20 protein-coding genes, 1 pseudogene and 2 riboswitches are annotated in these 26,252 nt (G+C 37.2%); of the genes and pseudogenes, 8 read left to right on the top strand and 13 right to left on the bottom strand.

Annotation, left to right across the window (positions count from 1 at the left end; translation table 11 throughout):
* Window positions 1-101: 101 nt before the first annotated feature.
* Entirely contained in the window at window positions 102-3,482 is a 3,381-nt protein-coding gene (locus tag BTR_RS08420) for an autotransporter outer membrane beta-barrel domain-containing protein (RefSeq protein ID WP_012232178.1), read from the top strand.
* Window positions 3,483-4,935: 1,453 nt separating this feature from the next.
* On the opposite strand, the gene BTR_RS08415 is transcribed toward BTR_RS08420, so the two are convergent.
* Genes BTR_RS08415 through BTR_RS08405 form a run of 3 tightly spaced genes read right to left on the bottom strand, consistent with a single transcriptional unit; the run spans window position 4,936 to window position 7,721 of the window.
* Window positions 4,936-5,907 carry a WD40 repeat domain-containing protein gene (locus BTR_RS08415; RefSeq protein ID WP_012232177.1) on the bottom strand — a complete coding sequence of 324 codons (972 nt, stop codon included), beginning with the start codon at window positions 5,905-5,907 and terminating at the stop codon, window positions 4,936-4,938.
* A gap of 17 nt (window positions 5,908-5,924) precedes the next feature.
* Entirely contained in the window at window positions 5,925-6,956 is a 1,032-nt protein-coding gene (locus BTR_RS08410; protein ID WP_012232176.1) for a CobW family GTP-binding protein, read from the bottom strand.
* Window positions 6,957-6,977: 21 nt separating this feature from the next.
* The gene (locus BTR_RS08405; protein ID WP_012232175.1) at window positions 6,978-7,721 is read right to left on the bottom strand and encodes a creatininase family protein; all 744 of its coding nucleotides are present in this window, start codon (window positions 7,719-7,721) and stop codon (window positions 6,978-6,980) included.
* Between the two features lie 683 nt (window positions 7,722-8,404).
* Between BTR_RS08405 and BTR_RS08400 the strand changes: the two genes are divergently transcribed.
* The 3 genes from BTR_RS08400 to BTR_RS08390 all read left to right on the top strand — a co-directional run bounded on the left by BTR_RS08400 (window position 8,405) and on the right by BTR_RS08390 (window position 10,956).
* Window positions 8,405-8,602, top strand: coding sequence for a hypothetical protein (locus BTR_RS08400; protein WP_038473852.1), 198 nt, complete (start codon window positions 8,405-8,407; stop codon window positions 8,600-8,602).
* A 795-nt stretch (window positions 8,603-9,397) separates the two neighbouring features.
* A complete protein-coding gene (locus tag BTR_RS08395; RefSeq protein WP_038473849.1) occupies window positions 9,398-9,694 on the top strand; it encodes a hypothetical protein in 297 nt (98 codons plus the stop codon).
* Window positions 9,695-10,692: 998 nt separating this feature from the next.
* Window positions 10,693-10,956: a hypothetical protein gene (locus tag BTR_RS08390; RefSeq protein ID WP_244393430.1), complete on the top strand. Its 264-nt coding sequence runs from the start codon at window positions 10,693-10,695 to the stop codon at window positions 10,954-10,956.
* Between the two features lie 992 nt (window positions 10,957-11,948).
* On the opposite strand, the gene BTR_RS13075 is transcribed toward BTR_RS08390, so the two are convergent.
* Complete coding sequence (locus BTR_RS13075; RefSeq protein WP_012232173.1) at window positions 11,949-12,113, bottom strand: hypothetical protein; 165 nt, start codon at window positions 12,111-12,113, stop codon at window positions 11,949-11,951.
* A gap of 280 nt (window positions 12,114-12,393) precedes the next feature.
* Window positions 12,394-13,722 carry an NAD(P)H-dependent oxidoreductase gene (locus BTR_RS08380; protein ID WP_012232172.1) on the bottom strand — a complete coding sequence of 443 codons (1,329 nt, stop codon included), beginning with the start codon at window positions 13,720-13,722 and terminating at the stop codon, window positions 12,394-12,396.
* 167 nt (window positions 13,723-13,889) lie between these two features.
* Between BTR_RS08380 and BTR_RS08375 the strand changes: the two genes are divergently transcribed.
* On the top strand, window positions 13,890-14,369 hold the full coding sequence (locus BTR_RS08375) for a MaoC family dehydratase (RefSeq protein WP_012232171.1): 480 nt from the start codon (window positions 13,890-13,892) through the stop codon (window positions 14,367-14,369).
* A 995-nt stretch (window positions 14,370-15,364) separates the two neighbouring features.
* On the opposite strand, the pseudogene BTR_RS13070 reads toward BTR_RS08375, so the two are convergent.
* From BTR_RS13070 to BTR_RS08355, 4 genes and pseudogenes are all read right to left on the bottom strand, one after another.
* A pseudogene (locus BTR_RS13070) lies at window positions 15,365-15,637 on the bottom strand (integrase arm-type DNA-binding domain-containing protein); the annotation flags it as partial.
* 466 nt (window positions 15,638-16,103) lie between these two features.
* A complete protein-coding gene (locus BTR_RS08365) occupies window positions 16,104-16,763 on the bottom strand; it encodes a methionine ABC transporter permease (RefSeq protein WP_012232167.1) in 660 nt (219 codons plus the stop codon).
* A complete protein-coding gene (locus BTR_RS08360; RefSeq protein WP_012232166.1) occupies window positions 16,756-17,790 on the bottom strand; it encodes a methionine ABC transporter ATP-binding protein in 1,035 nt (344 codons plus the stop codon). The genes BTR_RS08365 and BTR_RS08360 overlap by 8 nt, the downstream gene beginning before the upstream one ends.
* Window positions 17,791-17,817: 27 nt before the next feature.
* A complete protein-coding gene (locus BTR_RS08355; protein ID WP_012232165.1) occupies window positions 17,818-18,636 on the bottom strand; it encodes a MetQ/NlpA family ABC transporter substrate-binding protein in 819 nt (272 codons plus the stop codon).
* 460 nt (window positions 18,637-19,096) lie between these two features.
* On the opposite strand from BTR_RS08355, the gene BTR_RS08350 reads away from it, so the two are divergent.
* On the top strand, window positions 19,097-19,777 hold the full coding sequence (locus BTR_RS08350; protein ID WP_012232164.1) for an SH3 domain-containing protein: 681 nt from the start codon (window positions 19,097-19,099) through the stop codon (window positions 19,775-19,777).
* 551 nt (window positions 19,778-20,328) lie between these two features.
* Here the strand turns inward: BTR_RS08350 and BTR_RS08345 are convergent.
* The 4 genes from BTR_RS08345 to BTR_RS08330 all read right to left on the bottom strand — a co-directional run bounded on the left by BTR_RS08345 (window position 20,329) and on the right by BTR_RS08330 (window position 24,082).
* A complete protein-coding gene (locus BTR_RS08345) occupies window positions 20,329-21,360 on the bottom strand; it encodes an aspartate-semialdehyde dehydrogenase (protein ID WP_012232163.1) in 1,032 nt (343 codons plus the stop codon).
* A gap of 497 nt (window positions 21,361-21,857) precedes the next feature.
* Window positions 21,858-22,238, bottom strand: a complete 381-nt coding sequence (locus BTR_RS08340) for a helix-turn-helix domain-containing protein (RefSeq protein WP_038474653.1) — start codon at window positions 22,236-22,238, stop codon at window positions 21,858-21,860.
* 961 nt (window positions 22,239-23,199) lie between these two features.
* Window positions 23,200-23,406 carry a Trm112 family protein gene (locus BTR_RS08335; protein WP_012232161.1) on the bottom strand — a complete coding sequence of 69 codons (207 nt, stop codon included), beginning with the start codon at window positions 23,404-23,406 and terminating at the stop codon, window positions 23,200-23,202.
* Between the two features lie 13 nt (window positions 23,407-23,419).
* Window positions 23,420-24,082 carry an LON peptidase substrate-binding domain-containing protein gene (locus BTR_RS08330; RefSeq protein WP_012232160.1) on the bottom strand — a complete coding sequence of 221 codons (663 nt, stop codon included), beginning with the start codon at window positions 24,080-24,082 and terminating at the stop codon, window positions 23,420-23,422.
* A 445-nt stretch (window positions 24,083-24,527) separates the two neighbouring features.
* A riboswitch (glycine riboswitch) is annotated at window positions 24,528-24,625 on the top strand.
* Between the two features lies 1 nt (window position 24,626).
* Window positions 24,627-24,718, top strand: a riboswitch (glycine riboswitch).
* A gap of 44 nt (window positions 24,719-24,762) precedes the next feature.
* Between BTR_RS08330 and gcvT the strand changes: the two genes are divergently transcribed.
* Together gcvT and gcvH are read left to right on the top strand one after the other, a co-directional pair.
* Window positions 24,763-25,875, top strand: a complete 1,113-nt coding sequence (gene gcvT, locus BTR_RS08320; RefSeq protein ID WP_012232159.1) for a glycine cleavage system aminomethyltransferase GcvT — start codon at window positions 24,763-24,765, stop codon at window positions 25,873-25,875.
* Window positions 25,876-25,881: 6 nt separating this feature from the next.
* Complete coding sequence (gene gcvH / locus BTR_RS08315; RefSeq protein ID WP_012232158.1) at window positions 25,882-26,250, top strand: glycine cleavage system protein GcvH; 369 nt, start codon at window positions 25,882-25,884, stop codon at window positions 26,248-26,250.
* Window positions 26,251-26,252 lie beyond the last annotated feature (2 nt).

The raw sequence follows: 26,252 nt of genomic DNA, 5'->3' as shown, positions 1-26,252 counted from the left end.
GTCTTGTTTTATATTTGTTGTATTTTAAGAATTTTGTAGCTTAAATATAAATTATTATTATTCAATGAATAAAAGTAGGGGAATAGGAGCCAAGAAGAGTTATGGTTTATTTATTTCACAAACATGTATTTTTATGTAACTTTACAACAGCTATTATTTATTTTTTACAGGTTACTTATGTTAGTTCTACGGACTTTTCAAGTGATCGAAGAGGGGTGTTTTATAATTGTGATGATAAAAGAATACACTTCCTTGCAAATAAAGTTTATTACTTAAAAAGTTCTCAGGAGGCGTCTGCTAGTACTGCACCTATTGCAGCTATATATGTAGAAAAGGCAGGCACTATTGTTAATGCATCTCAGGTAACAGTTTATGGTGATAATCCAGACAAAACATCTGCTTATGGGGCGTATGTAAGAAATGGTGGAAGACTTAATCTAGCAATTTCAAATTTTAAGGACATACCTGCTCTTTGTGCTCAAGATGCAGTTATTAGCATGACATTAGGGGAAATTAAGGGAACTTCACATGCTATTTATGCATGGGGGAGAGGAGCAAATATTGCTTTAGAGAGTGTAAATATCGATATTGAGCCCAATAATTCGAATGTAAAAAGTATCGGTATTATGAGTGGTTTTGGTGCAATGGTTAGAATGTCAGACGGTACTGTTAATTTTAACCAGATTGGCTCATTTTCAACTCTGTTTGAGGGGCGCTATTTTCTTGATAATATAGGTATTATGGGACAAGGAAGGAGGGAAGAGTCGGGAACGGGTGGTGATAGTGCTATGGGGGGATTGCCAGAAGCTTTTGAGGTTTTTCAAGGGGGGGATGTTTATTTAAAAAATGGCTTTTTTCAGCTTAACTCTATGCATGCATTCTTGATTAAAAACTTTTCAGGTTATGTCAATGATAATAGTAGGTTAATCCAAAGGCATATCTTACCAAATGGCTTTAAAAATACAAATATTAAGATAGAAAAAAATAATATTTCTGTGAAAGGAGAGGGAGCACATGGTTTGTATTTTAATGTTTTAGCTTCAGAAGAGTTTGCTAAAATGTTGAGGCAACGAGATGATGAAAAAAATTTAGAAACCAAAAAAGTTATCACGGGGAGGGCATTTGTTCATTTATCAGAGACAAATATGACAGTTCCAGACGGGATTGCGATTTATGCGAAGGGGAATAAAGACTATGGAGTAAAAGGCACTCTTGAATTATCGGATGAAACAAAAATCTCTGGTGATTTGTTGCTAAAAGCTGAAAATAATGCTTCTCTATTGGTGAAAGCAAATTCTTCTTTTCTTAAAGGAGGGACGCGTGTTGAGGATAGATCGGTTATTGATTTAGAGTTAGTTCATTATTCAAAATGGTATCTTACCAAAAGTAAATACAATGGTTTACAGGAGTCTGTTTCATCACTTTCTTCTCTACACCTTTCCAATAGCACATTGATCTTTGATGAAGATAGTGGTTATCAAACCCTGCGCATTGGAAAAAAAACAAATATAGATGCAAGAGATAACATTTCAGATTCAATAGATAAAAAAGTCTACAGTGCTGAGGGAAATGCTCAGATTAGATTGAATGCATTTTTGAGTGATGAGGGGTTGTTTGATTCCCAAAAGACGGATCGCATATTGATCTATGGTGATGTTTCTGGAACGACATTCATTCGTGTGCAAAATTTTCCAAAATATGCAAGTAAAGAAGTCTACGAGGGAAGAGATCAAAGCATTTCACTCATTCAAGTTGCTGGAACAGCACAGGCAGGTTCTTTTCGACTCGCCAATGGTTATGATGATTATACTACGGTGAAGGGTTTTCCTTATCAATATCGTATTCGTGGTTATGGTCCAGGTTCGCCCTTTGGAGAAGCGAATGCTACGCAAAGATTAGTGGAAGGTGAGGGGGATTTTTGGGATTTTCGTCTTGAAGGTATCTATATTTCTTCTAGATTAGGTTCTTATAATGGTCCATTTGGTAAACCTTCTCCGTTTTCATTATCTTATCCTGTAGACTCTCCACCTCCCGATCCTCTTCCTACGTTGTTGATGTCTGACTCGCCTTCTTCTGAGTCCTCCGCTCCTGTTGATCCTCCACCTCCCGATCCACTTTCTACGTCGTTTATGTCTGACTCACCTTTTTCTGAGTCCTCCGCTCCTGTTGACCCTCCACCTCCCGATCCACTTTCTACGTCGTTTATGTCTGACTCACCTTTTTCTGAGTCCTCCGCTCCTGTTGATCCTCCATCTCCCGATTTGCTTTCTACGTCGTTTATATCTTCCCCGCCTTCTTCTGCATCCTCTGATCCTGTTGATCCTCTACTTCCCGATTCACTTCCTACATCGTTGCCATCTGAGCCACCTGTTCCGGTTGTTCCTTCAGCTACGGATTCTGATCCTGTTTCTCCTCCTTCTGATGCTGTTGAACCAAAGCCTTCTACGTCCTCTGATGCTTTGAAACCTTCCTCTAATCTCCCTATGCCGCTTGATGTTCAGCCTGAGCTAGGTATTAGAGCCGTTGTTCCGCAATTGCCTACTTATCTTCTTTTGCCAAATGCTTTATTCCATGCGGGTTTGATGGATATGACTACGCAAAATAAAAAGTTGGAGACAATGCGGGGTGTTTTTCACTCTTCTTGGAAAGAAGATGAAAACACAGCCTTTTTTCTGCGTGCTTATGGGGGGAGCCATCATTATGCTTCCAATTTATCTGCTTTTGAATATGGCTATGGCGCTGAGCTCGATTATAATGCATTTCAAGCAGGTGTTTTGTTAAATGAGATTGAGAGTTTATATACGCGTACATTCTTTGGGGCTTTGGGAAACTATGGAAACCTTTCTCTACACCCTCAGAATGTTGAACAAAGCAAAAAAAGCGCATTTCATAAATGGTCTGTTGGGGCTTATGGAAGTTTGCAGCATGATACCGGTTTTTATATGGATGGGGTGTTATCGTATGGCCTTTTTAAGGGTGATGTTTTGACCCTTGCACGAGGCAAAGTTGTTGCATTAAAGGGGAAACAGTTTAGTGGTTCTTTAACGAGTGGTAGAACGTTTGCAATAGGCGATAAAGGCGTTGTTTTTGATCCGCAGGTTCAGATTGTTTATCAGTATCTTCAATTTCATCAAGCGCTTGATGTTGATAATCTTGATGTTGATTTAGGAAAATTTCATCAATGGATGGGGCGTGTTGGTGGGCGTTTAAGCAAGACGCTAGGTATTTCCGAAAAGGGACGTGAGGTTTCTTTTTATAGTAAGCTTTCTTATTTGCATAGTTTTGAAGATAAGCAATTTGTTTCTTTTAAAAACGATTTCCAGTTAGGTTCTTTTGGCTCTTCTTTGGAGGCAGGGCTTGGGTTTGATGCGCGTCTTTCTTCAAAACTTTCTCTTCATGGAGATGTTACTTATCAACATAGGTTGAAGAAAGTTGGTTTTTCCGGAGCGCATTTCTCTGCCGGATTGCGTCATCTTTTTTAGCTATACATAAACTATGATGAAAGGCAGAAGTTTTACTGCCTTTTACTATGTTAAAATTCATTTTGCTTCATCAATATAGTTATTTTTTGATATAAAAGGTTACAATAAATGATTTTTTTGATTTATAGATTGAAAATGCTCGTTATAGACTTTCTTCATCTGTGATGAAGAGTTTTTCTAAAATTTTTGATGTTATGAGATGAAAAACAGATTTTATAGTGAATGTGAGAGGCTTGAATGCTTGTGGACTAATCTCTCAAAAGAGGCGGTATTGATGGTTGCTTTGTTAATATAAAGTTGAAGAGAGCTGGTTTTTAGGTATTTTTTTAAGAGTTTTTATGGTTATGTTTGTTCGTTGCTTTATTACTTTTTATAGATCGCAAGTTTAAGGCTTATGATCTTTATGTATCTTTTGAATTTTATTTTAGATAAAAATATAATTTTATACAAAAATATAAACTGCATTCACGTTTATATCCATCAATATGCATATTTTTGTTTTCTTTTTTAGGAAATTTACTTGAGAATTTTAGAGAGATACTTGTTTTTTTTAGAAAAGACAGAGAGCACTTGAGGTCAGATTATCATAAAAAGTAAAGAAGGCTTTATCGTGTTTTTAGGAGTGTTTTTTTTACAAATGATAGATGCCAAGAGTAATTTTATATAGATTATTTTTATTGCTGTAATAAGTGGGTATCATCATTCTATTTTCCAGCTTCAATATTGCGGTGACTTTAGCTCTCAAAAGTGTTCGTAAGAAGTATTTTTAGTCATTTTTTCAATGTTTTGTATTGATACGGTTTCCCTGTTTGCAATGTGCAAGCAAAAGGTTTCTGTTCATTCAATATAAACAGATTTGAAATAAGAGAATTTTACAATTTGAAGGGCTTTCATTCGATATGTAAAACAATGAATATTCTTTATAAATCAACTGGATATGTTGAGACAAGAAGTCGAATTGTAAATCAGAATTAGTTGAGAATTCCGTCCCTTGAGGTGTGGGGTGGAGGTCAAAAATTTTTATTTAAAAAAATAATGTTGAGTTCCCTTCTTCTGATCGTAGGAATAAATAAGTTTTTTCGATAATAATGTAAGCTATATTTTGCTCAAATTCTAAGAAAAGTGTTTTTATGGGTGTGTGCAACTCATAGCATAGATTATTATAGAGGGAGGGGGCTTTATAGGCAATGGGGTGGTGCGGTCTTATAGGTATAGTATTTTTGTACGGAGGAATGATACCAAGAGGTTAAAACATGTTTAAGGTCTTTTCTTGTCTAAAGCGGGGAGATTAGGAAGATGGAAGACTTCATGATTATAAAAATTTTAGAGACTTTTTGAGAGATTTTTGGGGAAGGTGTTTAGGATTTCTGCAAGCTCTAGAGATGTGCGGGGCTGAGATTTCTAGAAGATTGTGTGTGTTTATCGGTGATGGTTGTACTTGTTGGTACTTGGTTTAATCAGTGATATTGATCACACCACATTCACCATTTTCGCTGCCGAAGGTGAGGTTTTGCCCTGTTTGATCCCAGCTGAGTGCTGAGATAGCGCTTTTCCCATAACCTTTTAGAATGACTTCTTTTCCATCACGAAAATGTGCCGCTAAAATCATTCCATCATTGAAGCCTATCGCTACAATTTCTTTGCTTGGATGGCATGAAACGGTGCTAACAAGTGCATTTGCTCGTGTTCCAAGTTCTAAGGGTGTTTTTCCCATGGGGCCGTCTTTTGTATGAAAGGGCCAAACAATTGCTGCAGAAGCACCTGATGTTGCGAGCCATTTTCCTTTTGCACTCCAAGACCAACTTTTGACTTTGCTTGGGTAACCACTCATGCGTAAATGTTGATGATCGGTAAGACGCCAGCCGTGCAAGGCGTTTTCTTGCATCGTGGAAATGACATAGCGGTTGTCTGGTGAAAAGGTGACGCCACAATGAGCGCCTTTCCATACCAATGTGGTGGGAGATGTTTGCGTTGAGAGCCAATGAAGCGTAACGCCATTGTAATGGGCAACCGCAAGTCGTAAACCTTTTGGGGCAAAAGCCAATCCTTCTATACTGCGCTCATACGTAAACTCTTGTCGTTCTTTTCCAACATGTACAAATGTGAGACGTGAGGCGGAAAAGGCAAAAGCTTTTTGGGGACCAAAAGCAACGTTATTTATCCATTTGCGTTCTTTTTGACTGAGAAGTTCTGTGTGACCATCAGCTCTTGTTTGACAGACTTTTCCATCTTCTCCTCCTGTGATGATCGCGGTATTGTCATGGGAAAAATGACTTGAAATTATTCCTTTGTGAACTTCAAAGGTTTGTGGGGTTGGGGTTAAAAAAACAATCAAACCTTCTACGGAAACAAAGGCTGGTTTGTTGCCTATAAAACCACAGGAAAGGCAGTAACTTTGGAGATCATAATGGATAATGTTTGGCATTGTCACTCATTTTATGCTTATGCGCAATTTTCAAAACCAGTTTTTAACTTTTCAGCATCAAGACAGCGTCCGATAAAAACAAGGCGGCTTTCTCGTTTTTCATCTTCACGCCATGGGCGTTGATGTTGTCCCTCAAGAAACATATGAATGCCTTGAATGACATAACGATCATCATCTCCTTGAAAGGCAATAATGCCTTTAAGACGCAAGATATCTGGTCCTTGTTGCTGCGTAACCTGTTGGATCCAAGGGAAAAACTTTTCTGGTTGCAGGGCTCCTGTTTTTAAACTTATAGAAGTGACGGTAATATCATGAATGCTCGATGTGTGATGATGATGGTCATGATGGCAATCGGGATCACACACATGATCTCCATGTTGATCTGTATGCTCGTGATCAAGAAAATGAGGCTCATGGTCTAAAGCGCGTTGGAGATCAAAGAAACCACAATTGAGGAGTTTATCAAGAGGAATATTGGTGCGCTGTGTTGTATAGAGTATGGCGCGAGGATTAATGGCAAGAATAAGAGATTCAGCATGGGCACGTTCTTGTGCTGTGACGAGATCAATCTTATTTAAAAGAATAATGTCTGCGAAAGCAATTTGCTCTTCAACTTCACGACTTTTTTTCAGTTGAGAGGGAAAATGTTTTGCATCAACGACCGCTATGACACTGTCGAGAGCTGTTTTTTCATGGACAGTATCATCCATGAAAAAGGTTTGTGCAACAGGAATGGGGTCAGCAAGCCCTGTTGTTTCTATAATAATTGCATCAAATCGATGGGAGCGTTGCATCAGACTTTCCAGAATGCGAATGAGATCACCGCGCACGGTGCAGCAAACACAGCCGTTATTCATTTCATAAATTTCTTCATCGGATTCAATGATCAGGTCATTATCAATTCCAATTTCACCAAATTCATTGACAATGACGGCATAACGTTTACCATGATTTTCACTGAGAATGCGGTTGAGAAGGGTGGTTTTCCCTGCACCAAGATAGCCCGTGAGAACTGTAACAGGAAGTTTTTGGGGAGGTGTCGTTTCCATGAGGGGACCTTTTATTGTTCTTTATCGCCATGTGTTTATGTTAAATCGATTGATATCATCAAGTAAATCACGAAGCTGAGACAGAACATGAGAAAAGATTGCTTCACCGGCTTGTGGTGTTGCTTTGCTTGCATTTCCTGCTGCACCGTGCGTGTTGAGATCTCGCATTGTCCAGCCAAAGGCATGGGGACCATAAGCGCGTAAATAGCGATAATTGGCAATCATATCGGCTTGTTTATTATGAAAGTTTGCTGCCTTTTCCATATGGACTTTTTCTGGCGCTAAATAGAGCATGAGAGAGGTTTCAATAAAACCTCCATGGATATCAAGATGCTGTTGAGCAGGCTCTATCAGACCTTGTGGCAAACCAAAACGGCTCCAGCTTGTTGCGACAGCGAGCATGGAAAGGCGCCTTCTCAATTCGGTGATAACAATGTTCATTAAAGGTGAATTGCCTCCGTGAGCATTGAGAAGAAGAAGACGTTTGATCCCTTTGTGATAGCAGTTTTCACCAATCTTTATCCAGCGCTTAATCGCATCAGAAAAGGTAAGAGTTTGTGTGCCTATAACATCCATATGTTCTACAGAATAGCCAATTTTTTCAACCGGTAAAAGGGCGATATGAAATTGTTCTTTTGTTTGTAAAATGAGGGCTTTTGAAAAAGCTTCAGCAATAATCCAGTCGGTTTCAAAGGGAAGGTGCTCTCCGTGATATTCGTGCGCTCCCAAAGGTAAAAGAGCGAGAAAAGGCGTGTTAGATACCATAAATTATTGCCCAAAAGAGAAGTTAACACAGACAAAGTGATCAAAGGTGCTATCACTATTAATCTATCTATAAGAGAAACGCAAATAGGTGTTTTTGGGGATGTTCTAAAAATGAGAGCTTTATGAAAAATAGTGAAGGTTTTATTAAGGGAAGCTAACACAGTTTTTGATGTAATATGCGGTGCCCCTTCTAAAGATAGGTCTCTTTTGTAAGCGTTTTTGATGCGTCTTTTTATTTTTGATAAGCCAATATTTAGGAAGTTTAAATACTTACACATCATGGAATGAAAAATATTTTTTTCATTGTGTCTTAAAAGGTAAGTTTAGATGAAGTTTAATATTCTTCTTTCTGTTATGGAGCGAGGATAACCAAAGCATTTGTGTTGTAGCAAAGGCTACGAGGACACAGACTTTGGTTTCAATTAGGATTCTTACGTTTTTAATTCAAGTTTACATAAACATCTATAAAAGAATAGAAATGTTTGTTCACTCATTTTACTTTGAACAGGGGTTTAACACATTTTAGTATTCATGAGAAACATGAATATAATGAGAAGAATTTATGTGAGGTAAAATCGCATAATGACAATATATTGATTTGTAAAGAGTGTTTTGAATGAGAGTCTCAAATATCATAAAATTTTTCTTATCTTAAATCTGTTCCATGTTGAGTCAATAAAAACATGCCTCTTGCACAGCACAAATGGATTAGTTATGTGGGCGGATTAGCTGTATGGCGTGAAACTATGCAAGAAAGGTATGCCTCTTATGACCCTTATCAAGTACTACGGGTTGGTTTGCAACATTGGGTAATGGCAAAGTGTGTGATGGTGCTGCCTGCTTGCTCTTTTATTAAGCGTAAAGATGGTGGTGCTCAATGAATTTACTCTTATGCTATTCATAGGCATCGTTGCAAAATTACAGAGAGCTTGAAGAGCTTATAAGATGATAAAAAAGAAAAACCGTTGAAACCATGATAAACAGAACCCCATTTTGTGTTGGACATCGCTTGTTTTAAAGAAACATCAGGTATCCAAGCCTATTTGTCTATGCTGTTCGTGAATGGTATAATGGTAAATCTACATACATAACAAAACCATTCTACACGATCATCCTTATACTTATTGAGGTAAAAGGGGGGCGCCATCGTACGTTTTATCAACTCGCATTTTTACAACAGCATTTGGTTCTTAAAATACCTCAAAAGTTATATTTTTTCTTCAAGTTTTTTACCTACACACCACTTTCGTTTGTCATCTGCAAGCAAATAAATTTTATTGATTCAAATAAACAGCGTTTAAATTAAGAGAAAATTATAATCGTCAGGCTTTGTATTCAACATATAAAACGATATATTATGATTATCAATCAGTCCCTCGCTTTTAAGATGAGTGGTTGATCAATTTATTATTTAATATCAGGTTTCAAGAGCTATATTTTCAATATACTTATCTTGAAGCTTGTTCTTCAAAATACGACTTTCTAATAGTTTTCTTTATCAATTTTACTGAAAATATTTGATCAATTTTTATTCAAGTTTTAATGATACTTTCATTAAATAATAATATATAATTTTAAAGTATAATAATAACTATAAAATAATGTTTTTTTAATTTTTCAAATTTTATTATTATTTTACTCTTTTATTTAAAAAAATAATATTGTAACATAAATTTATGTTTAAAATATTTAAAAATAAGTTTTATTTCTATATTTTTATAGCATTCATTCTTTTTTTTGCACAAACTGCAGAGAGTCATATAAATCTTGATAAAGATTTATTTCAAAGTAAAATATTTTTTAATCATCAAAAAGAAAATATATTTAATAAAAATATAGATATGAATTTGATTTATACTACTATAGAAACAAATAAAATAACTTTTATGAAAGTTAAGCAAGAAAGTTTTTTTTCATTATTTTGGGGAATGCTCTCATTTTTTATGACTATTTTTGTATTTGGTTTTAGGTAGTTTTTTATCACTCCAATTTTTCTTATAATATTTTTGTAAATCTGAGAGGTCAATTTATTTTATAAGTGCGTTTTGTTAATTTTGAAAATCAAAATTTTCAATGTTTTATACTATACGAAATAGGGGGAGCTATATGATCTTTGTAAAGGTGCTATGAGATGTTTTATATATTAATAAAAAGTGAAACTCATTTTGTTAATGTATTTTCTGTTTGAAAATAGAGATTTTCATAGCTCTTTGACAATTTGTAATTGTTTTAAAAATAGTCCTCCATTTTAAGAGACGTATTTATGATGATATATTTGTTTTAGATCGCTATTTTTACTTGATAGCCAATTTTATTCTTGATGTGTCCGATAGAAAACTTTGCAGATTCGATGAGTGATGTAATAAAGGATCTTCAAGACACTATTCCATCATTCTCGTATCTCGACAAGTATTATTATATTTTCATATTTTTAATATTATACCGTTTTAAAATTTATTTTTATACAGAATTTGATAAATTATTATTATGAAAAAATAACAATCTATCTTTTATTTTAACAAATTTTTAAACCTTTAAATAGTGATAATGGAATATAGAGACTATTGATATATTATAACTTTAATAAAATTATTATTCATAATATGAGACTATACGCAATTGTTTTCGCTAGGATTTATAGTTATTTTCAAATAACTTTTCTCAAGTATGATATTAAAAAAAACTTCTATTATTATTTTTAATTCATCAGTGTTTATTTTTTTTAATTTAAATTATATTTTTCACTTTACATGTAATACATAATGTATTATATATTGTCTTGCAACTAAAGACAATATATCATATTGTGTTATTTATTTTTATATATATGAATATTATTTAACTTTTTCTGCAAAGAAAAAGAGGAGCAAAGAAAGCTATGTTTAAAATATTTAAAAATCGTGTATGTTCATTTACTTTTACACTACTTATTCTTTTTTTTGTACAGATTATAGAGGGGAATGCAAGTTTTGTGAAAAATCAATTTCAAGAAAGTACGGCAGTTATTGTTTCTACAGCAGAAAACAATGTAGTTATTAAAGTGGTGGATAGCGCTATCATTTACGGTGTTGAGGAACAAGATAGCGTTGCTTTTGGAAGGGCTGAAAAAGTTTCTGCATATTCAGGTTCAGCTTTTTGGGGTGGGATAGGTATTGTATCACTTCTTGCTTCTTTATGTTGTGGCGATATAGTTGGTGCTGTTGTCTCTATTTTAGGAATGTTATGTACACTTTAGGAGAATACTGATCTTAGTAGAAGATTCATTGAATTTGTCGATGCGTTTTTCGTTCACTTCATTATTTTGAAAAAATCACTATTTGAAGTTATTTATACTGTATTGAATGAAAAAAATCACTATTATTAATACTAAACGTATCTTTTGTTGATGTTATTAAAGTTCAACACCTTGCAATTAATGTTTTTCATTTTCAAAATGGGGTAACCTGACTTTTTACAGTTTATGGCCATTTTCTTGTTGTAAGGCTAGTATTTTCATCCTCTTTATCAGCCTTTTCATATTGTTTTGCTACTTTTATATAAAGGTTATTCATCAAAGCTATATGTATCCTTTTTAAAATATTTCTTATATTGTAAAATAAAAAACAAGAAGAGATAAAACAAAAGTTCTGTATTTTCTCTTCTAACAAGTAGTTTATGATAAATTATCATTATAAATTAATATATTAAATTAAAAATAAATTTATTGCTTTATAAATATTTATCATTGCAAGTCTGTTCATGTTGAATCCATCAAAAGAATTTTTTTCCTATCACAAGGTGCATTCTTGTATGGGTAACAACTCTTTAAGAAAAAAGTAAAAATTCTCTCATGAATTATTTCTAAGGCTCAAGGGCTATCGTATATTGGGAATGGGAAAATAAAACGATGATGCCGGTTTTTATCTTTATGGCGTAAAGATAGAGATATATAATAAATCTTAATATTATTTCATGGAGAGGTTTTATAGTATTTACAGGCTTTCTTGTGAGAGAGAGGTGCTGATGCGCGGCGTTGGAAAATATTTTTATTAAAACAGACACTTGAATTTGCAATACAAGTACATTCTGGGTTGTTCTGTTGCCTAAGGAAAGGATGCTGTTAAGTAAGGTGATAAGGAGGGGATAGATGAGGGAGAGGGCAAGTATAAGGTCTTGTTTGATATAAAGATTTGCAATTCACGGAATCTTCACGAAGGAAGTATTCTTAATCCAGAATGCGTTTATTTTTTATGCGTTACTTTCATATAGAAAAGGAATATTGTTCCTTAAAGAAACATCTCTTAAGGCAGCCGATTTCATTGCATGGTGGTGATCATGAATAGGTATAACGGCAATCCATTGAGCACCTCCATCTTTACGCTTATGAAATAACAAGCTGGCACCATCACACACTTTGCCAGCCTCTAATGTGTGACAGTCTTTAGCACTTAAGGCGGTTCATAAGAGCCATTTTTAGTCTTTTCTTATACGATTTTTATCCACACACCAGCTCCGCTTGTAATGTGCAAGTGAATGGTTTTGATTGATTCAAGATAAGAAGATTTTAAATGAGAGAATCTTACGTTATTTGGGATTCTCATTCAATATGAATAATGATAGATTATCATTATAAATCAATGCGTTGTCTTGTAAAGCAATGAATTTTTTAGGATAAGAAGAGGATATTTATAGATCAGCCGAGAGAAGGGCAATGAAGTAAAAGGTCTTGTTTGGCACGAAGACGCGCAATCCATTGATCTTCACGAATAGCCGTATTATGCACTGTAATGAGTTCATTTTTTTTAATTGCAGCTGTTACTGTTGCTTTTTCTAAAAGACCACAAGGAATGGCGTGGTGAGCGCGTGCTTCTGCAATATTCATGATCCAAGCGCGATAACTATAAAGACCGATGAAGTCTAACTGATCACCTGGGTGTAAATCTTTTTTAGCAACAGCACAGACTTCTACTACGGGATGGCTAAGGGGAACCATATCTTTTTTGCCATACAGCATAACGCGTGCGCAGGTGAGGGGAACTTCCATGGCTGTTAAATGATAGGGGCGGTGAAAGGTGAAATAAGGTCCCTGACCAATTTTTAAATCTTCCATACGCTCGCGTAAACGTGGGTGTGCTATTTCTGCAATGACAAAGACCCCTGGGGAAACACCTTGACCTATTGAATAATCCACCACACCATATTGTTGCAAGATGCCTCCATCTTGTTTTGGGATAAGGACTTTGTTTAAATCTTGCAGTGCTGCTTGGGGGCCGTGCATTCCTGGGCAATCGGGGAGAAGTCCAGTGGCATTGGCAATTGCTGCCATTTCAACCATTGTTTTGGAACCATCAATAAATTCAACCAACATGCGCACATTCATATTACGGCGGAGTGCTTCTTCTTCGTAAGCATCGGGTGTGGCATCAAAGAGGAGAGGATTATTTTTTCCCTTCCCCGCTGCAACAATTTTATGCCCAAGAGCTGAAACAAATTCGATGAGTTCCATGCAGGAAGTCGGTTCATCACCAGCACCAAGGGTATAAATAAGGCCTCTTTTTTCTGCTTCATGTTTCAGATACGCGCCAATCGTAACATCGGCTTCAACATTCATCATGACAAGATGTTTGTTGTTTTCAAGCGCTTTAAAGCCAATTTCTGCTCCTGCTTCAGGATAACCAGTTGCATCAACGATAATATCAATTTGTTCATGGCGCAAAACAAGGTCAATATCGTCTGTTGCTGCAATCAAACCTTTTTCAATGCTTTGTGTGAGGGCATGCGCATTTTCAACTTCACAGACATGTCCTTCTTCGCCATAGGCAAGTGTTGCAGCATCAAAAATACGTGACGGTGTTCTCGTGGCGACGGCGGCGACTGTTATCCCCTCCATATGCGCAATACTTGATAATAAATCTGTGCCCATTTCACCACAACCAATCAGTCCAATACGAATGGGGGGATGGTTTTCTGCACGTTGCTTCAAATCATGCGCTAAACCTGTTAGGTTCACATTGCTTGCCATTCTTTTTTCCCATTTGAAAACTATTCTGTTAAAAAAGGTTTCTTATTCATACGGTGTATTTGTTTTTAAGACAATTAATTAATCTTTTATTCTTGATGCTCTAATCAATGGGTTTTATAAAAGCAAGAGGGGTGGTTGTTTTTATCAAATAAAATGGGAATAGCGTTATGCAGCAAAAAATCGCAGTACAAGATGTTGCTACTTTTATTGGAAAAGAAATAGGATTATCGGAGTGGCGTCTTGTTACACAGGATATGATTAATCAATTTGCAGGCGCTACGGATGATCATCAATGGATACACGTTGATGAGGAAAAAGCCAAAAAGACACCTTTTAGGGGAACGATTGCTCATGGCTTTTTAACATTATCGCTTTTGTCTACACTTGCTTATGAAGCTCTTCCAGAGTTAGAAGGAGCTGCAATGGGAATTAATTATGGTTTCGATAAAGTACGTTTTATGAGTCCTGTGAAAACGGGAGCTCGGGTGCGTGCGCGTTTTTTGTTAGATGATGCCGAAATTCGCCCTTCTGGTCGCGTGGTTTTCCATTATGGGGTGACAGTGGAGGTAGAAAAATTAAAAAAACCAGCCCTTACGGCTCAATGGCTTATTGTTGCTGTGCTGGGCGAAAAATTTTCCAACCTTTAAAATTATTTGAGTACTTTATTTTATAAGGATTTTCCTACAATTTTATTAGAATTTTCTTCGATATAGCATTGAGAATGTATTGTTTTATCGTGTCATTCATCCGGAATGCGAGGCTAGAATATCGTAAGATGCTTTCATTCTAAATTTATTTTCATGTTGAAATAATTAAAACCACTCATTTGCATGTTTAAAAGCGGTCAAATCTGTATGGAGTGAAGCTGTACAAGAAAGGTATACCGAACTGTCTCGAGTGTTAAGGGGTGGTTTACAACACTGGGATTTGGCAAAGTGTATGATGTGCCGGTTTACGTTTTTATGAAGTGTAAAGATGGCGTCTCAATGAATTGAATATTATACCATTCACGGATACTATCGCGAAATGAGCTTGAGGGCTTTGATGCCTCTTTAAAATAAGCGCATGAATATGCGACGCGAGGTCTATTTCGTTTGGGACATTCTGTTTTTACAAGCAGGGGGGCCCCATTTAAAGAACGTGATAAACAAAAAGTGTGAGGCAATGCGTAATCTCCATTATTTAAAGAATATGGCTTTAGACGCTTTTGAAAACCTTCATGCCGAACTAAAGAATGATGGTAAAGATGAAAATTGGTTTGCACCTTTACGCCTTTAATATTTTTCCAAAATTAGGCAGTTTTCCCATTTTAGAAATTATGCTTGATAGATATGCAATAAGTTCTCTTGCACTTTGGCATATAAAAGAAGGAACAGTGTTTAAAGCTTTTATCCAACTCAATATGTCTCTAAAATAGGCTGTTGTATTTGGTTTAGATTTTGATTTATAAGTAGAAAGTTAAAGAACAAACTTTGTTTAAAAAATAAAACAACGTCATAAAACCATTAATAGACCAGCAATGGATTGGCAAGAGATTGCTATTTTTGATCAAACACTTTGGGAGACAACAATCATACATTAAGAGTGATCAATCATAATTATGGTGGAGGTGTTATAGCCTTGATAGCGATAGCAGATTGTTTTGTCTGTTCGATTGTTTTGATGGGGTGTTGCTAATGGAGTCACGCCTCTCATGCAAAACAGAACGCTATTGGGTTGCTCGTTCACTGGCTTTTTTAAAAGAAACATTTCTCAAGGCATCCAAGCCCATTTCGTGACGGTGCCCGTGAATGGTATAACGATAAAGCCATTGAGCCCCCATCTTTACGTTTATGAAGTAACAAGTCGGTACCATCGTTATATTTGCCAGCTCCCATTGCGACAGACTTTTCTTAAGACGGTTCATAAGAGCCATTTTTAGTCCTTTCTTAATAGTTTTTTATCCACACGCTAATCCCATTTGTAATGTGCAGGCGATTTTGATTGATTCAACATGGAGAGCTTTGAAATGAAAGATCTGACGATATTCGGTGTTCTCATTCAATATGAATAACGCTATATTATCACTATAAATCAATATCTTGTCTAAGTTGCGATCAGATCATGATCAAGAGAGTGATTTAACATGATAATTTATCGTTTTATGGAGAGAGAGTTTTGAATGCTGTAAGATCTCTCATTTCATCTCGTTTTTACAGTGAAGTCATTAAAACTATTTGCTTGGTTACAGACGGATGGAGAAAGATAAAAACTGTTTAAGAAAAAAGCTCCTAATCTCTTATGAGCGTTTTCGATTACCAAGGGGTGTTTCACTTGCGAGGTGTTGCACTTTGGAAGTGGCAAAGAGAATGATAATGCAAGCTCGTGAAATTCTAAGTCTTTTAGTGCTTTGTTTTATCAAGTTTTTGTACGATTTTATCGGAAATCCATTGGGTTGTAATATTGAGCACAATCAAAAGGATAATGACGACGGTCATGATGAAGGTATTATAACGTTGATAGCCATAGCGGATTGCCATGTCTCCTAAACCGCCTCCACCAAGATATCCGGCAAGTGAGGTGGCGCCTATGAGAGAAATGACCATGACTGTAAAACCTGTAATTAGGCTAGGGAGAGCTTCAGGAATAAGAACATGTCTGATAATTTGAAGACGGCTTGCACCCATAGAGCGGATAGCTTCAATGAGGCCGTTTTCAACGGTTTTAAAAGAGAGTTCGGCCATGCGTGCATAAAAAGGAATGGCTGAAATGGTCAGTATAAAAATTACAGCAGGCATTCCTATTCCTTTTCCTACAACGATACGCGTAACGGGAAGAAGATAAAATGCAAGAATAATAAAGGGAATAGCACGAATACTGTCAATGATCATGCTTAAAGGGCGATTGATGAGAGATGAGGCAAAAATCCCTCCACGTGCTGTTGTATGAAGAAGAAGACCAAGGGGAAGCCCTATAATAAATGCCATAAAAGATGCACTAAGTGCCATCAATATTGTATCAATAACAGCTTGGGGAAGTTCATGCGTGAGAACATTAAACATAACCTAGTACCTCACAATATCGTCCTTTTTTCGTTAACCATTGAACAGCTTTGTCTAAAGCTTCTTTATCTTCTCCAGGAAGAGCCAAGAAGAGTCGCCCAATGGTTTCATCTTGAACGGTATCAATACCACCATGCAAAATACGTGCTTTTAAACCACTCTCATTTTCTAGCAGATGAAGAAAAGGTTGCTGGGCAATTTCACCAGCGATATTGATTTCAATGACAGCTTCTCGCCCGATTGGTTTGAGATTTTTTGCAAATTTTTCAGGAAGTTGTGGCGTGACAAGCTTGAGCATGGCGATAGTTGTATCATCTTGCGGTGATGTAAAAATGTCTTTCACACGTCCTTCTTCTACAATCTGTCCTTGATTAAGAACAACGACGCGATGCGCTATGGTGCGTACAACTTCCATTTCATGGGTAATGAGCACAATCGTGAGATTGAGGTGTTTGTTAATATTCGCAAGGAGCTCTAGAATAGATTGTGTTGTTTCAGGATCAAGAGCAGAAGTTGCTTCATCGGATAACAATATTTTAGGATTAGCGGCTAGAGCACGGGCAATGCCAACCCTTTGTTTTTGCCCTCCGGATAATTGTGCCGGATAACAATATTCTTTCCCATATAACCCAACCAATTCAATCAGTTCAAGGGCGCGTTTGTGGCGTTGTTTTTTACTGACACCACTTAATTTAAGGGGCAATGCAATGTTATCAAGAATATTTTGTGATGAGAGAAGATTGAAATGTTGAAAAATCATTCCAATCCGTTGTCGATAAGGCGCCCATTCTATCTCTGATAGATTTGAAATATCAACACCTTCAAAAAAAATTGACCCTGCATCAATTTTCTCTAACCCATTTAAACAGCGAATAAGTGTTGATTTTCCTGCTCCACTGCGCCCGATAATGCCAAGGATTTCACCAGCATGGATATTTAAAGAGAGATTATTAATCACCGGAACACCAGCCGTTTTGTTAAAACAACGGCTGATGTTTTTTAAGGAGATAAGAGTAGGTTTTTCCATTCACGATTACCGGGATGTTTGGCATAATTACCAAGATGTTTGGGCTGTTGTACCAAAAACCTCTTTGATTTTTGCACGGATAAGTTCATTGTTGTAAGCGGCAACTAATTTTTTTACCCATGGTTTATCTTTTTCGCTCGTGCGTACAACGATGATATTATCATAAGGATTATTTTTTGCGCTCTCCCATGCAACTACATCTTTTTCGAAGTTTAATCCAGAAACAATAGCCCAGTTTGTGTTTACAATTGCAATATCAAAATCGTCAATTGCACGGCCTAACATACCGGCATCGAGTTCACGAATTTGCAGGTTTTTAGGATTTTCAATAATATCAAGGGGAGATGCGAGAATATTATGAGGATCTTTTAATTTAATGAGACCTAAAGAATTGAGAAGAAGTAAGGCTCTCCCACCATTTGATGGGTCATTAGGAATACCAACATGTGCACCATCATGCAGATCTTTTAAGTCTTTGATTTTGTGTGAATAAATACCGATTGGAGCAATAAATGTATAGCCGACAATTGAAAGTTTATAGCCACGTTGTTTCATTTGTTCATTAAGATAAGGGGCGTGCTGAAAAGCATTGGCATCGATCTCTCCTGCGTTAACTGCGTCGTTGGGCAAAGCGTAATCAGAAAAATAAACAAGTTCAATATCTAAACCATTTTTTTTAGCTTGTTCAGCAGCAACTTTCCAGATAATCGCATCCCGTCCCTCCATAATACCGAGTTTGATTTTTGTTTTGTCTGCAGCCATGGAAAAAGCAGTAGACAAAAAAAGTGCCAAGAGAGAGAGAAATAATCCTCTAAGACGACTACGAGAAAAAAAATTTAATGTCATGTGCTCTTAACTTTCTTTTATAAGAGATTTTTTGAGGGAATCTTCAATATACTCTGTATTTTTTTAAGAAAATCTGAGCCTATACAAGCTTTAGAGAATATTCAATCACTTTTATTTAAAAAAAGAGTATTCTTTTTCTCTCCATTTTCGGCAGTTTTGGAGAAATATCATCCTTTGTTGAGGGAACCAATGACACTTTAAAAACTTCTTTAAGAGGCGATTGATTGAAGAGTCAAGCAATCGGATAATGTTTTCGCTGTTAATTCATAAGGAATAGACTGTGCAATCAAGATCAAAAGACCGTGTTCGTGTAGAGGGGTGGAGGGAACAAAGAGAGATTTTGTTGCAATGGGATTAGGGGCTTTGGGGGAAAAGAAAGATCGGTGAGTATTAGATTTAAACGCGGCAAATTTTGCAAAGGCGAATATTTTGCCCTTCACATGTTAGAGAGGAAAAAATAATGTTAAGAAAGAGATTTTTATCAACAATGATGACTTTATGGGCTTTAGGAGCGTCAGGGGTGGCAATGACTGCTTTTCATGCACAAGCTGGAACCATTGCTGGAACAGTTGCCCGTGTTGCATCAGGTCAGGTGTCTTTACGCACAGGCCCTGCGACAGCTTATAAAGTGATCGCAATGGTTCCAATGGGAGCAAAAGTACAAATTTATGGCTGTCTATCCAATAAAACTTGGTGTTCGCTTGGTTATAGTGGAAAAATTGGCTGGGCATCTGCACGTTATGTCAATGTCAACAATGTTCCCACCGTTGCTTTTAAAAAGATGCCCGTAAATTCTTTGAAGAAGATGTCTGCAAAATCAAACGCCATTATAAAATCGCCAAAAGAAATAAAATCGCCAAAAGAAAAAGTAAAACAGGCTGTTTCTGACTTTAAGGCGCTTCCGGTGATGCAAAAAACACGCAAAAACATGCAAAAACTGTACAGAACCGATGTGATTATCGATGCCACAGGTGTCAAAAAAAGGGATGAACGGACAATTTTAAATCCATCTCCAAAAGCACAAGGCGTTTCTGTAAAGCACGTCAATGCTTATAATCCCTTCTTTCCGGATAAGGTTAATGACAAAAATTTTGAACGCAATGAAACGCGTTACCGCGTTGTGACCTATCCTGCTCGATAAGGATAAAGTCAATCTCACGAGAGGGATGACAAAAAAGAGAGATGACAAAAAAATGGCAGCATAAAGAAGAAAATGCTTTATGCTGCTGATCCTATTGTACTGTAAAATGGTATCAAGGCGGCGAGGGTTAACTTAAGGTGGCGAGAGTTAAGAATATTCAGGGTCAAATCCAGTTTATCAACGCCTCGAGATACTGTCCTTTAGGATAATGTTTGATGGAATTTGCTTAAGAAAAGCGGTATTTTTTGTAGACTGGCCAGGGCTTTTTTTCCTTGTTACTGTTGTGTCGTAAGGCGGCATCAAGGCGGTGATTGGTGCAAACGCGTTAACAAAGTGCGATTGTGTACAAGAGCAGTGTAGATAGAGATCTGCGTTCTTTAAGGTGGCAAGGTATTCAAGGATATTTAACGAGTAGAATTTATCAATGTCCTGAATCTGTCCTTTAGGGTGATGATATAAATCCACAGTAGGGGAAGATTTTTTTTGAAGAGAAGCCAGACTTTTTGACAGACCGGCTCTTTAGCTGTTCATTCTTTCGGATAGAGAAATGGTTAATTTGCCGATTTAGGCTTTATCAAATTAAGAGAAATGAGCAATTCAGCAATTTGAACGGCATTTAATGCGGCTCCTTTTCTTAAATTATCAGCGACAACCCAGAAAGCTAAACCATTTTCAACGGTGATATCTTCACGAACGCGGCTAATAAAGGTGTCATCTTCTCCCGTACATTCATAAGGTGTGGTATAGCCACCATCTTCGTGTTTATCGATAAGCTGACAACCGGGGGCATCGCGGAGAAGCTCTTGTGCTTCAGATACGCTGAGTGGTTTTTCAAATTCAACATGGACCGCTTCTGCATGACTGATAAAGACAGGAACCCGAACCGCAGTAGCTGTTAATTTAATTTTGGGATCAAGAATTTTTTTCGTTTCAGCCGTCATTTTCCATTCTTCTTTTGTATAACCATCTTCCATGAAAATATCGATATGGGGAATGACATTAAAGGCAATGCGCTTTGTGAATTTTTTTGATGTAATTGGATCTGCAACAAACACTGCGCGTGATTGTTCGAACAGTTCGTCCATTCCCTCTTTACCAGCTCCAGAAACCGATTGATATGTAGAGACAACAACCCGTTTAATGGTGGCAGCATCATGGAGAGGTTTTAAAGCTAAGACCAGTTGAATGGTTGAACAATTGGGATTGGCTATAATATTACGCTTAGAAAAGGCAGTTACAGCTTGTGCATTGACTTCAGGGACAATCAACGGAACATTGGCATCATAGCGCCACGTGGAGGAATTGTCGATAACGACACAGCCGGCAGCAGCGATTTTAGGGGCATATTCTTTGGAAATGCTTCCCCCCGCAGACATAAGACACAAATCTGTGTCAGAGAAATCATAAGTATCCAGTGCTTTTACTTTTAAAGTTTTATCCCCATAAGAGACTTCTTGCCCTAATGAGCGTCGTGAAGCCAGAGGGACAATTTCGTGTGCAGGAAAACCACGCTCTTCTAAAATTGTGAGCATTTCACGACCGACATTTCCTGTTGCGCCGACAATTGCAACTTTAAAACTCATTTTCTATACTCCTTCGTGTCTCTCCACGTTTATTCCCCGCGCTATACTCAGGAGAGAGTGAGTTGGTCAAGGAACATCATTAAATTATATCTTCAACAATCTCATTTTTTGCACATCAATCATAATCGTTCGCACAATAAATTAGTTTTATTTCAAATAATTCGGTCTTTTTTAATCTTTCAGAATTGAAAAAATTGAATATTTTATGCGAAGTCTTCATCTCTTTGAGAGTGCACTTAAGTGAATTTTTTATCTTCTGTCAATTGTTTCTCTTCACGTTCTTTAATTTTTAAAAGATGGTATGATGCATCGCGTTGGAAGATTTTTTATCTTTTATTTGTTCAGTGTTCAATTATTTGATCTCTTCCCTCCCTCTCCAAAGACAAAGATTTCTACTCAGGCTGTTTCCAGATCAGATAGAAATTTTTGTCCTTTAGGGGAGACAGTTGAAAATGCTTTTCAATGTTATTCAACACATTGATTTCTTTTCCGTAAATTCATGAAAATAAGAGGCTGTTTTTTTCATCAGAAATCAATTGCAAGATTGCCTTTTGTTTTTTACGAGTAAGGATTCTGAAGTTTTTCAAAAGTAAATACTCTTCTTTACTCGATATTTGGTCATCATAATAACAGAGGCTATTTTCTTTTTGTGCGCTATCGGCATAAAAGAAGGAAATGGGAACATCGAGTCTATCAGCAATTTCCTGCAAACATCTTGCACTTACGCGATTTAAACCTTTTTCATATTTTTGTATTTGTTGGAATGTTACCCCCAAATGATTTCCCAATTGTTTTTGAGAAATCCCCATGATTTTTCTTTTGAAGCGAATTTTCTTGCCCAAAGAAATATCGTAAAAATGTGGATTTTTAGTTTGCACTTTTTGCACTTAAAGCCCCCAATGGGTGCGAGCGCCCTCGCATTAGTATCCGGGGTCTGGAAGTGCTGACATCGAATCAGCCTCTTGCTTTTAGTGCTGAAAGCACTTGGACATAACAAGAGCCCCCGGAAACTCCGGGATATCCGCAAAGCAGATTTGTTCTGCGTTCGATGTTAGGGCTTCCAGGCCCTATTGATCGTCGCGTACACGACCAAAAACACAAGTTTTATTCATAAGAGAATTATTTTCAATCGTCAATCGAAATTCAAATTGCTTATTCCAAGCAAATAAAGCGCATTTTTTAACCTATGGAAATGTCATGAAAATGTGGATGTTTAGTTTGTACTTATGTTTCCACTGGTCGCGAGCGCCCTCGCATTGGCATTCCGGGATCTGGAAGTGCTGAAACCGAGTCAGCCTCTTGCTTTTAGTGCTTAAAGTACTTGGACATAACAAGAATCCCCGGAACTCAGAGATGTCCGCAAAGCGGGTTCATTTTATACATGATTTTAGGGCTTTCAAGCCCTATTAATCGTCGCGTATATGACCAAAAACACAAGCTTTATTCATAAGGCAATTGCTTTTAATCGTCAACCAGAGCTATAGAAGTTGTTTTGATTGCTTTTTGCAAAATTTACATGCAACTGTTGCAATGCCTCTTTTTATTTTGATGGGATTTTGGATAATTTCTTGGTGATTATTATGGGGGATATTTTAAATTGTAACTCTATGACTTTTATCCATTATCCATCTCTTTTGTATAGAAACGGAAGCTTGTTTTCGGCTTGCAAAAGCAAAAAGACTTTTTAGCGTAACGATAATATTGGGTGTTGGTAAAGAGAGAATGTTGGTCCTGGCGTGGCATGGATCAGTTTTTTAAAAGATTGCATGAGCACAAGAGAGCTTTTCATAAAGCAGTGATTGCTAATAGCTTGTTCCAGAAAAAATGAACGAGGATTTTTTATTTTTTATGCGTTATTTTTTCATCGTTTTGCAAAGGGCGTGCTTCTGAAGCAAGCATAATGGGAACGCCATCACGAATAGGATAGGCGAGTTTGGCTTTGAGAGAAATAAGCTCTTGTGTTTTGCGGTTGAAAGAGAGCGTGCCTTTTGTCATTGGGCAGACAAGCAATTCGAGCATTTTGGGATCTGTCGTCATTTTTTTCATGTTTTTACGTTCATTAGTTTAAACGGTAATCTGTTCCTGTTTGTTTCATCAGTGAGCGTTCTGTTAATGCAAGAAGAGTTTGGGCTCGGCTTTTGATATCTGGAGCTTCAAGGAGAGCTTGTTTTTCTGCTGGTGTAAAGGGGATAAGAGCTGAAAAAGCATTCACCAATATAGGTGTAGGGGCTTCTATGATACTGCTCCAATTATATTCCATTTCATGTATGGTCAGATATTTCTCAACAACGTCGAGTAAGCTTTCTCGATTAATGCTTTCTTCAATATCGAGTTCTTGTAAGTCTTTTATGTTTGATTGGATGAGAGCTGTTCGATAGGACTTTGTATTTGTCAATTCTTGTTTTAAGGTGAAACGGCAAACACCTTGTAATATAATGAACAATTGTCCATTGCCTGTTTCACTGTAGTTTGTAATGCGCCCTATACAGCCTGTTTTATAAAGTTGTTTAGAAAAGCGGTCCGCACCGGATGAAAGGGGTTGAATAATACCCAATAGACGGTCCGATACCATAACATTTTCAACCATTTCAAGCGATTCTGGTTCAAAAATGTTGAGGGATAAAAAACCACCGGGCAGCAAAAGTGCACCTTCTAAAGGGAAAAGAGCAATTTGTTTTGGAAGATCATTTTCGCAGTTATAGGAGATATTACCAGCTTTCATGAGTATGTTGTGACCTTTATTCGGTAATTTTAGTCTGTCAATCATTGCATTTTATGACACTATTGAGAAAGCAAAAAATCCACTTCTTGTGCATTAAAATCATACCTATAAAATACTTGAACTCCTTATTCTTAAAAGAATATGAAACCCTATCGTTAAGGTTGAATTGCACAAAAAAGAACATTGCTTTGCGATCTTTTTAGTGTGTGACGTTTTGCATGATTTTCAAGGGGCATTTTTGTCTATAGCCTTTGATTTTTGTCTTAAATTTTTTAAAATGTGTTTCTTACAATTTTTGTAAGCTTCAAAAGGATACTATTATAAATCTTTTGAAGCAGCTTATGCAAGTTTTAAAATGAGAGCCTGTTTATCACTTTACTAATGACAGTGCGATAAAGATAGGTTATAGATTAAATCATGCTGGAAAGAGCGTTATCGTTTCTTTCATTCTTTTGCGGGAGAGTGCAGATTGCAAATTTTCGCAGTGCCGCCGAAGGGGAAATAGCCCATAATCTCTCAGGCTTTAAGGACCGTAAAAGGAAGAAGGCAGATCTGGAAAGTCGGGAGAGCCCGCGCCGAAGGTGTAAGCGAAAGGTCTTTTCGCGAGTCTCTCAGGTTGATGACAGAGGGGTGCAGAGACGTCCATATTGTGTGGGTGTTAGCGCAGCTTTGGAGTTATTATGGGCACAGAACAAGAAACATCTTTTTTAAAAACACTTCCTTTATATGATCTGCATGAAAAGGCAGGAGCAAAATTTGGTGCTTTTGCAGGGTGGAATATGCCTTTAACTTATCCTCTTGGCGTTTTGAAAGAGCATCTTCATACGCGTGCATATGCAGGACTTTTTGATATTTCTCATATGAAATTGATTGCCGTTGAAGGGGCACAAGCCGTGGAATTTTTATCCTATGCTTTTCCTATTGATGCAGCAGCTTTAAAGATTGGGCAATCACGGTATAATTATTTGCTTAATGAGCAGGCGGGTATTCTTGATGACCTTATCATTACACGTTTGGAAGAGGACCGTTTTATGTTGGTCGCCAATGCGGGGAATGCTCAGGCTGATTTTGTAGAATTGGAAAAGCGTGCTGTTGATTTTGAATGTCACGTGATTGCTCTTGAAAGGGTATTGCTTGCTCTTCAAGGTCCTGAAGCGGCTGCTGTTCTTGCTGATGCGGATTTACCAGGAAATGAATTGTTCTTTATGCAGGGATTCGAACCACAACAAGATTGGTTTATAACGCGTTCTGGGTATACGGGAGAGGATGGTTTTGAAATTGCTGTCCCCATAGGGCATGCGCATGCGTTGGCTGAAAAATTACTGAGTGATTCTCGTGTTGAGTGGATTGGACTTGCCGCACGCGATAGCTTACGGTTGGAAGCAGGGTTGTGTTTGCATGGAAATGATATTACCCCTGATACGACGCCTATTGATGCGGCTCTAACATGGGCTGTTCCTAAAGGTGTTCGAGAAAAAGCACAATTTTACGGTGCAAAGGCTTTTCTTGAAGCCCTGCAAAAAGGACCTGCGCGTTGTCGTGTTGGATTAAAACCGCAAACGCGCCAACCTATTCGTGCCGGTGCGGTGCTTCTCGATGATCAGGGCAAGGAGATTGGCGTGGTAACGTCAGGCGGTTTTGGTCCTTCTTTTGATGGTCCTGTTGCGATGGGGTACGTCCCTATCGCGTATAAAGTTGAAGGAACAGAAGTTTTTACAGAACTGCGAGGAAAAAAGATTGCACTCTCAGTTCATTCACTTCCCTTTGTTGAACAACGTTATTTTAAAGGATGATTTTTTATGTCTAAAACTTATTTTACACAAGACCACGAATGGCTTAGCGTTGACGGACAAATGGTGACTGTTGGGGTTACACATTATGCGCAAGAGCAATTAGGCGATTTGGTTTTTGTTGATTTACCACAAAGTGGGACAAAACTTTCCAAAGGGGAGGCGGCGGCTGTTGTGGAATCCGTTAAAGCAGCTTCAGATGTTTATTCTCCTCTTGATGGTGAAGTGGTCGAAATCAATGAGGCACTCACTGATAATCCTGAACTGGTAAACCAAAAAGCCGAAACAGAAGGCTGGTTATGGAAAATGACATTGCAGGATGAAACACAACTGGAAGAGTTGTTGGATGAAGATGCTTATAAGGCTTTGATTGGATGAGT

It is taken from the genome of Bartonella tribocorum CIP 105476, from assembly GCF_000196435.1.
Taxonomy (GTDB): domain Bacteria; phylum Pseudomonadota; class Alphaproteobacteria; order Rhizobiales; family Rhizobiaceae; genus Bartonella; species Bartonella tribocorum.
The sequence above is the reverse complement of the archived record's forward strand: the minus strand, read 5'-3'. Positions and strand labels throughout refer to the sequence as shown.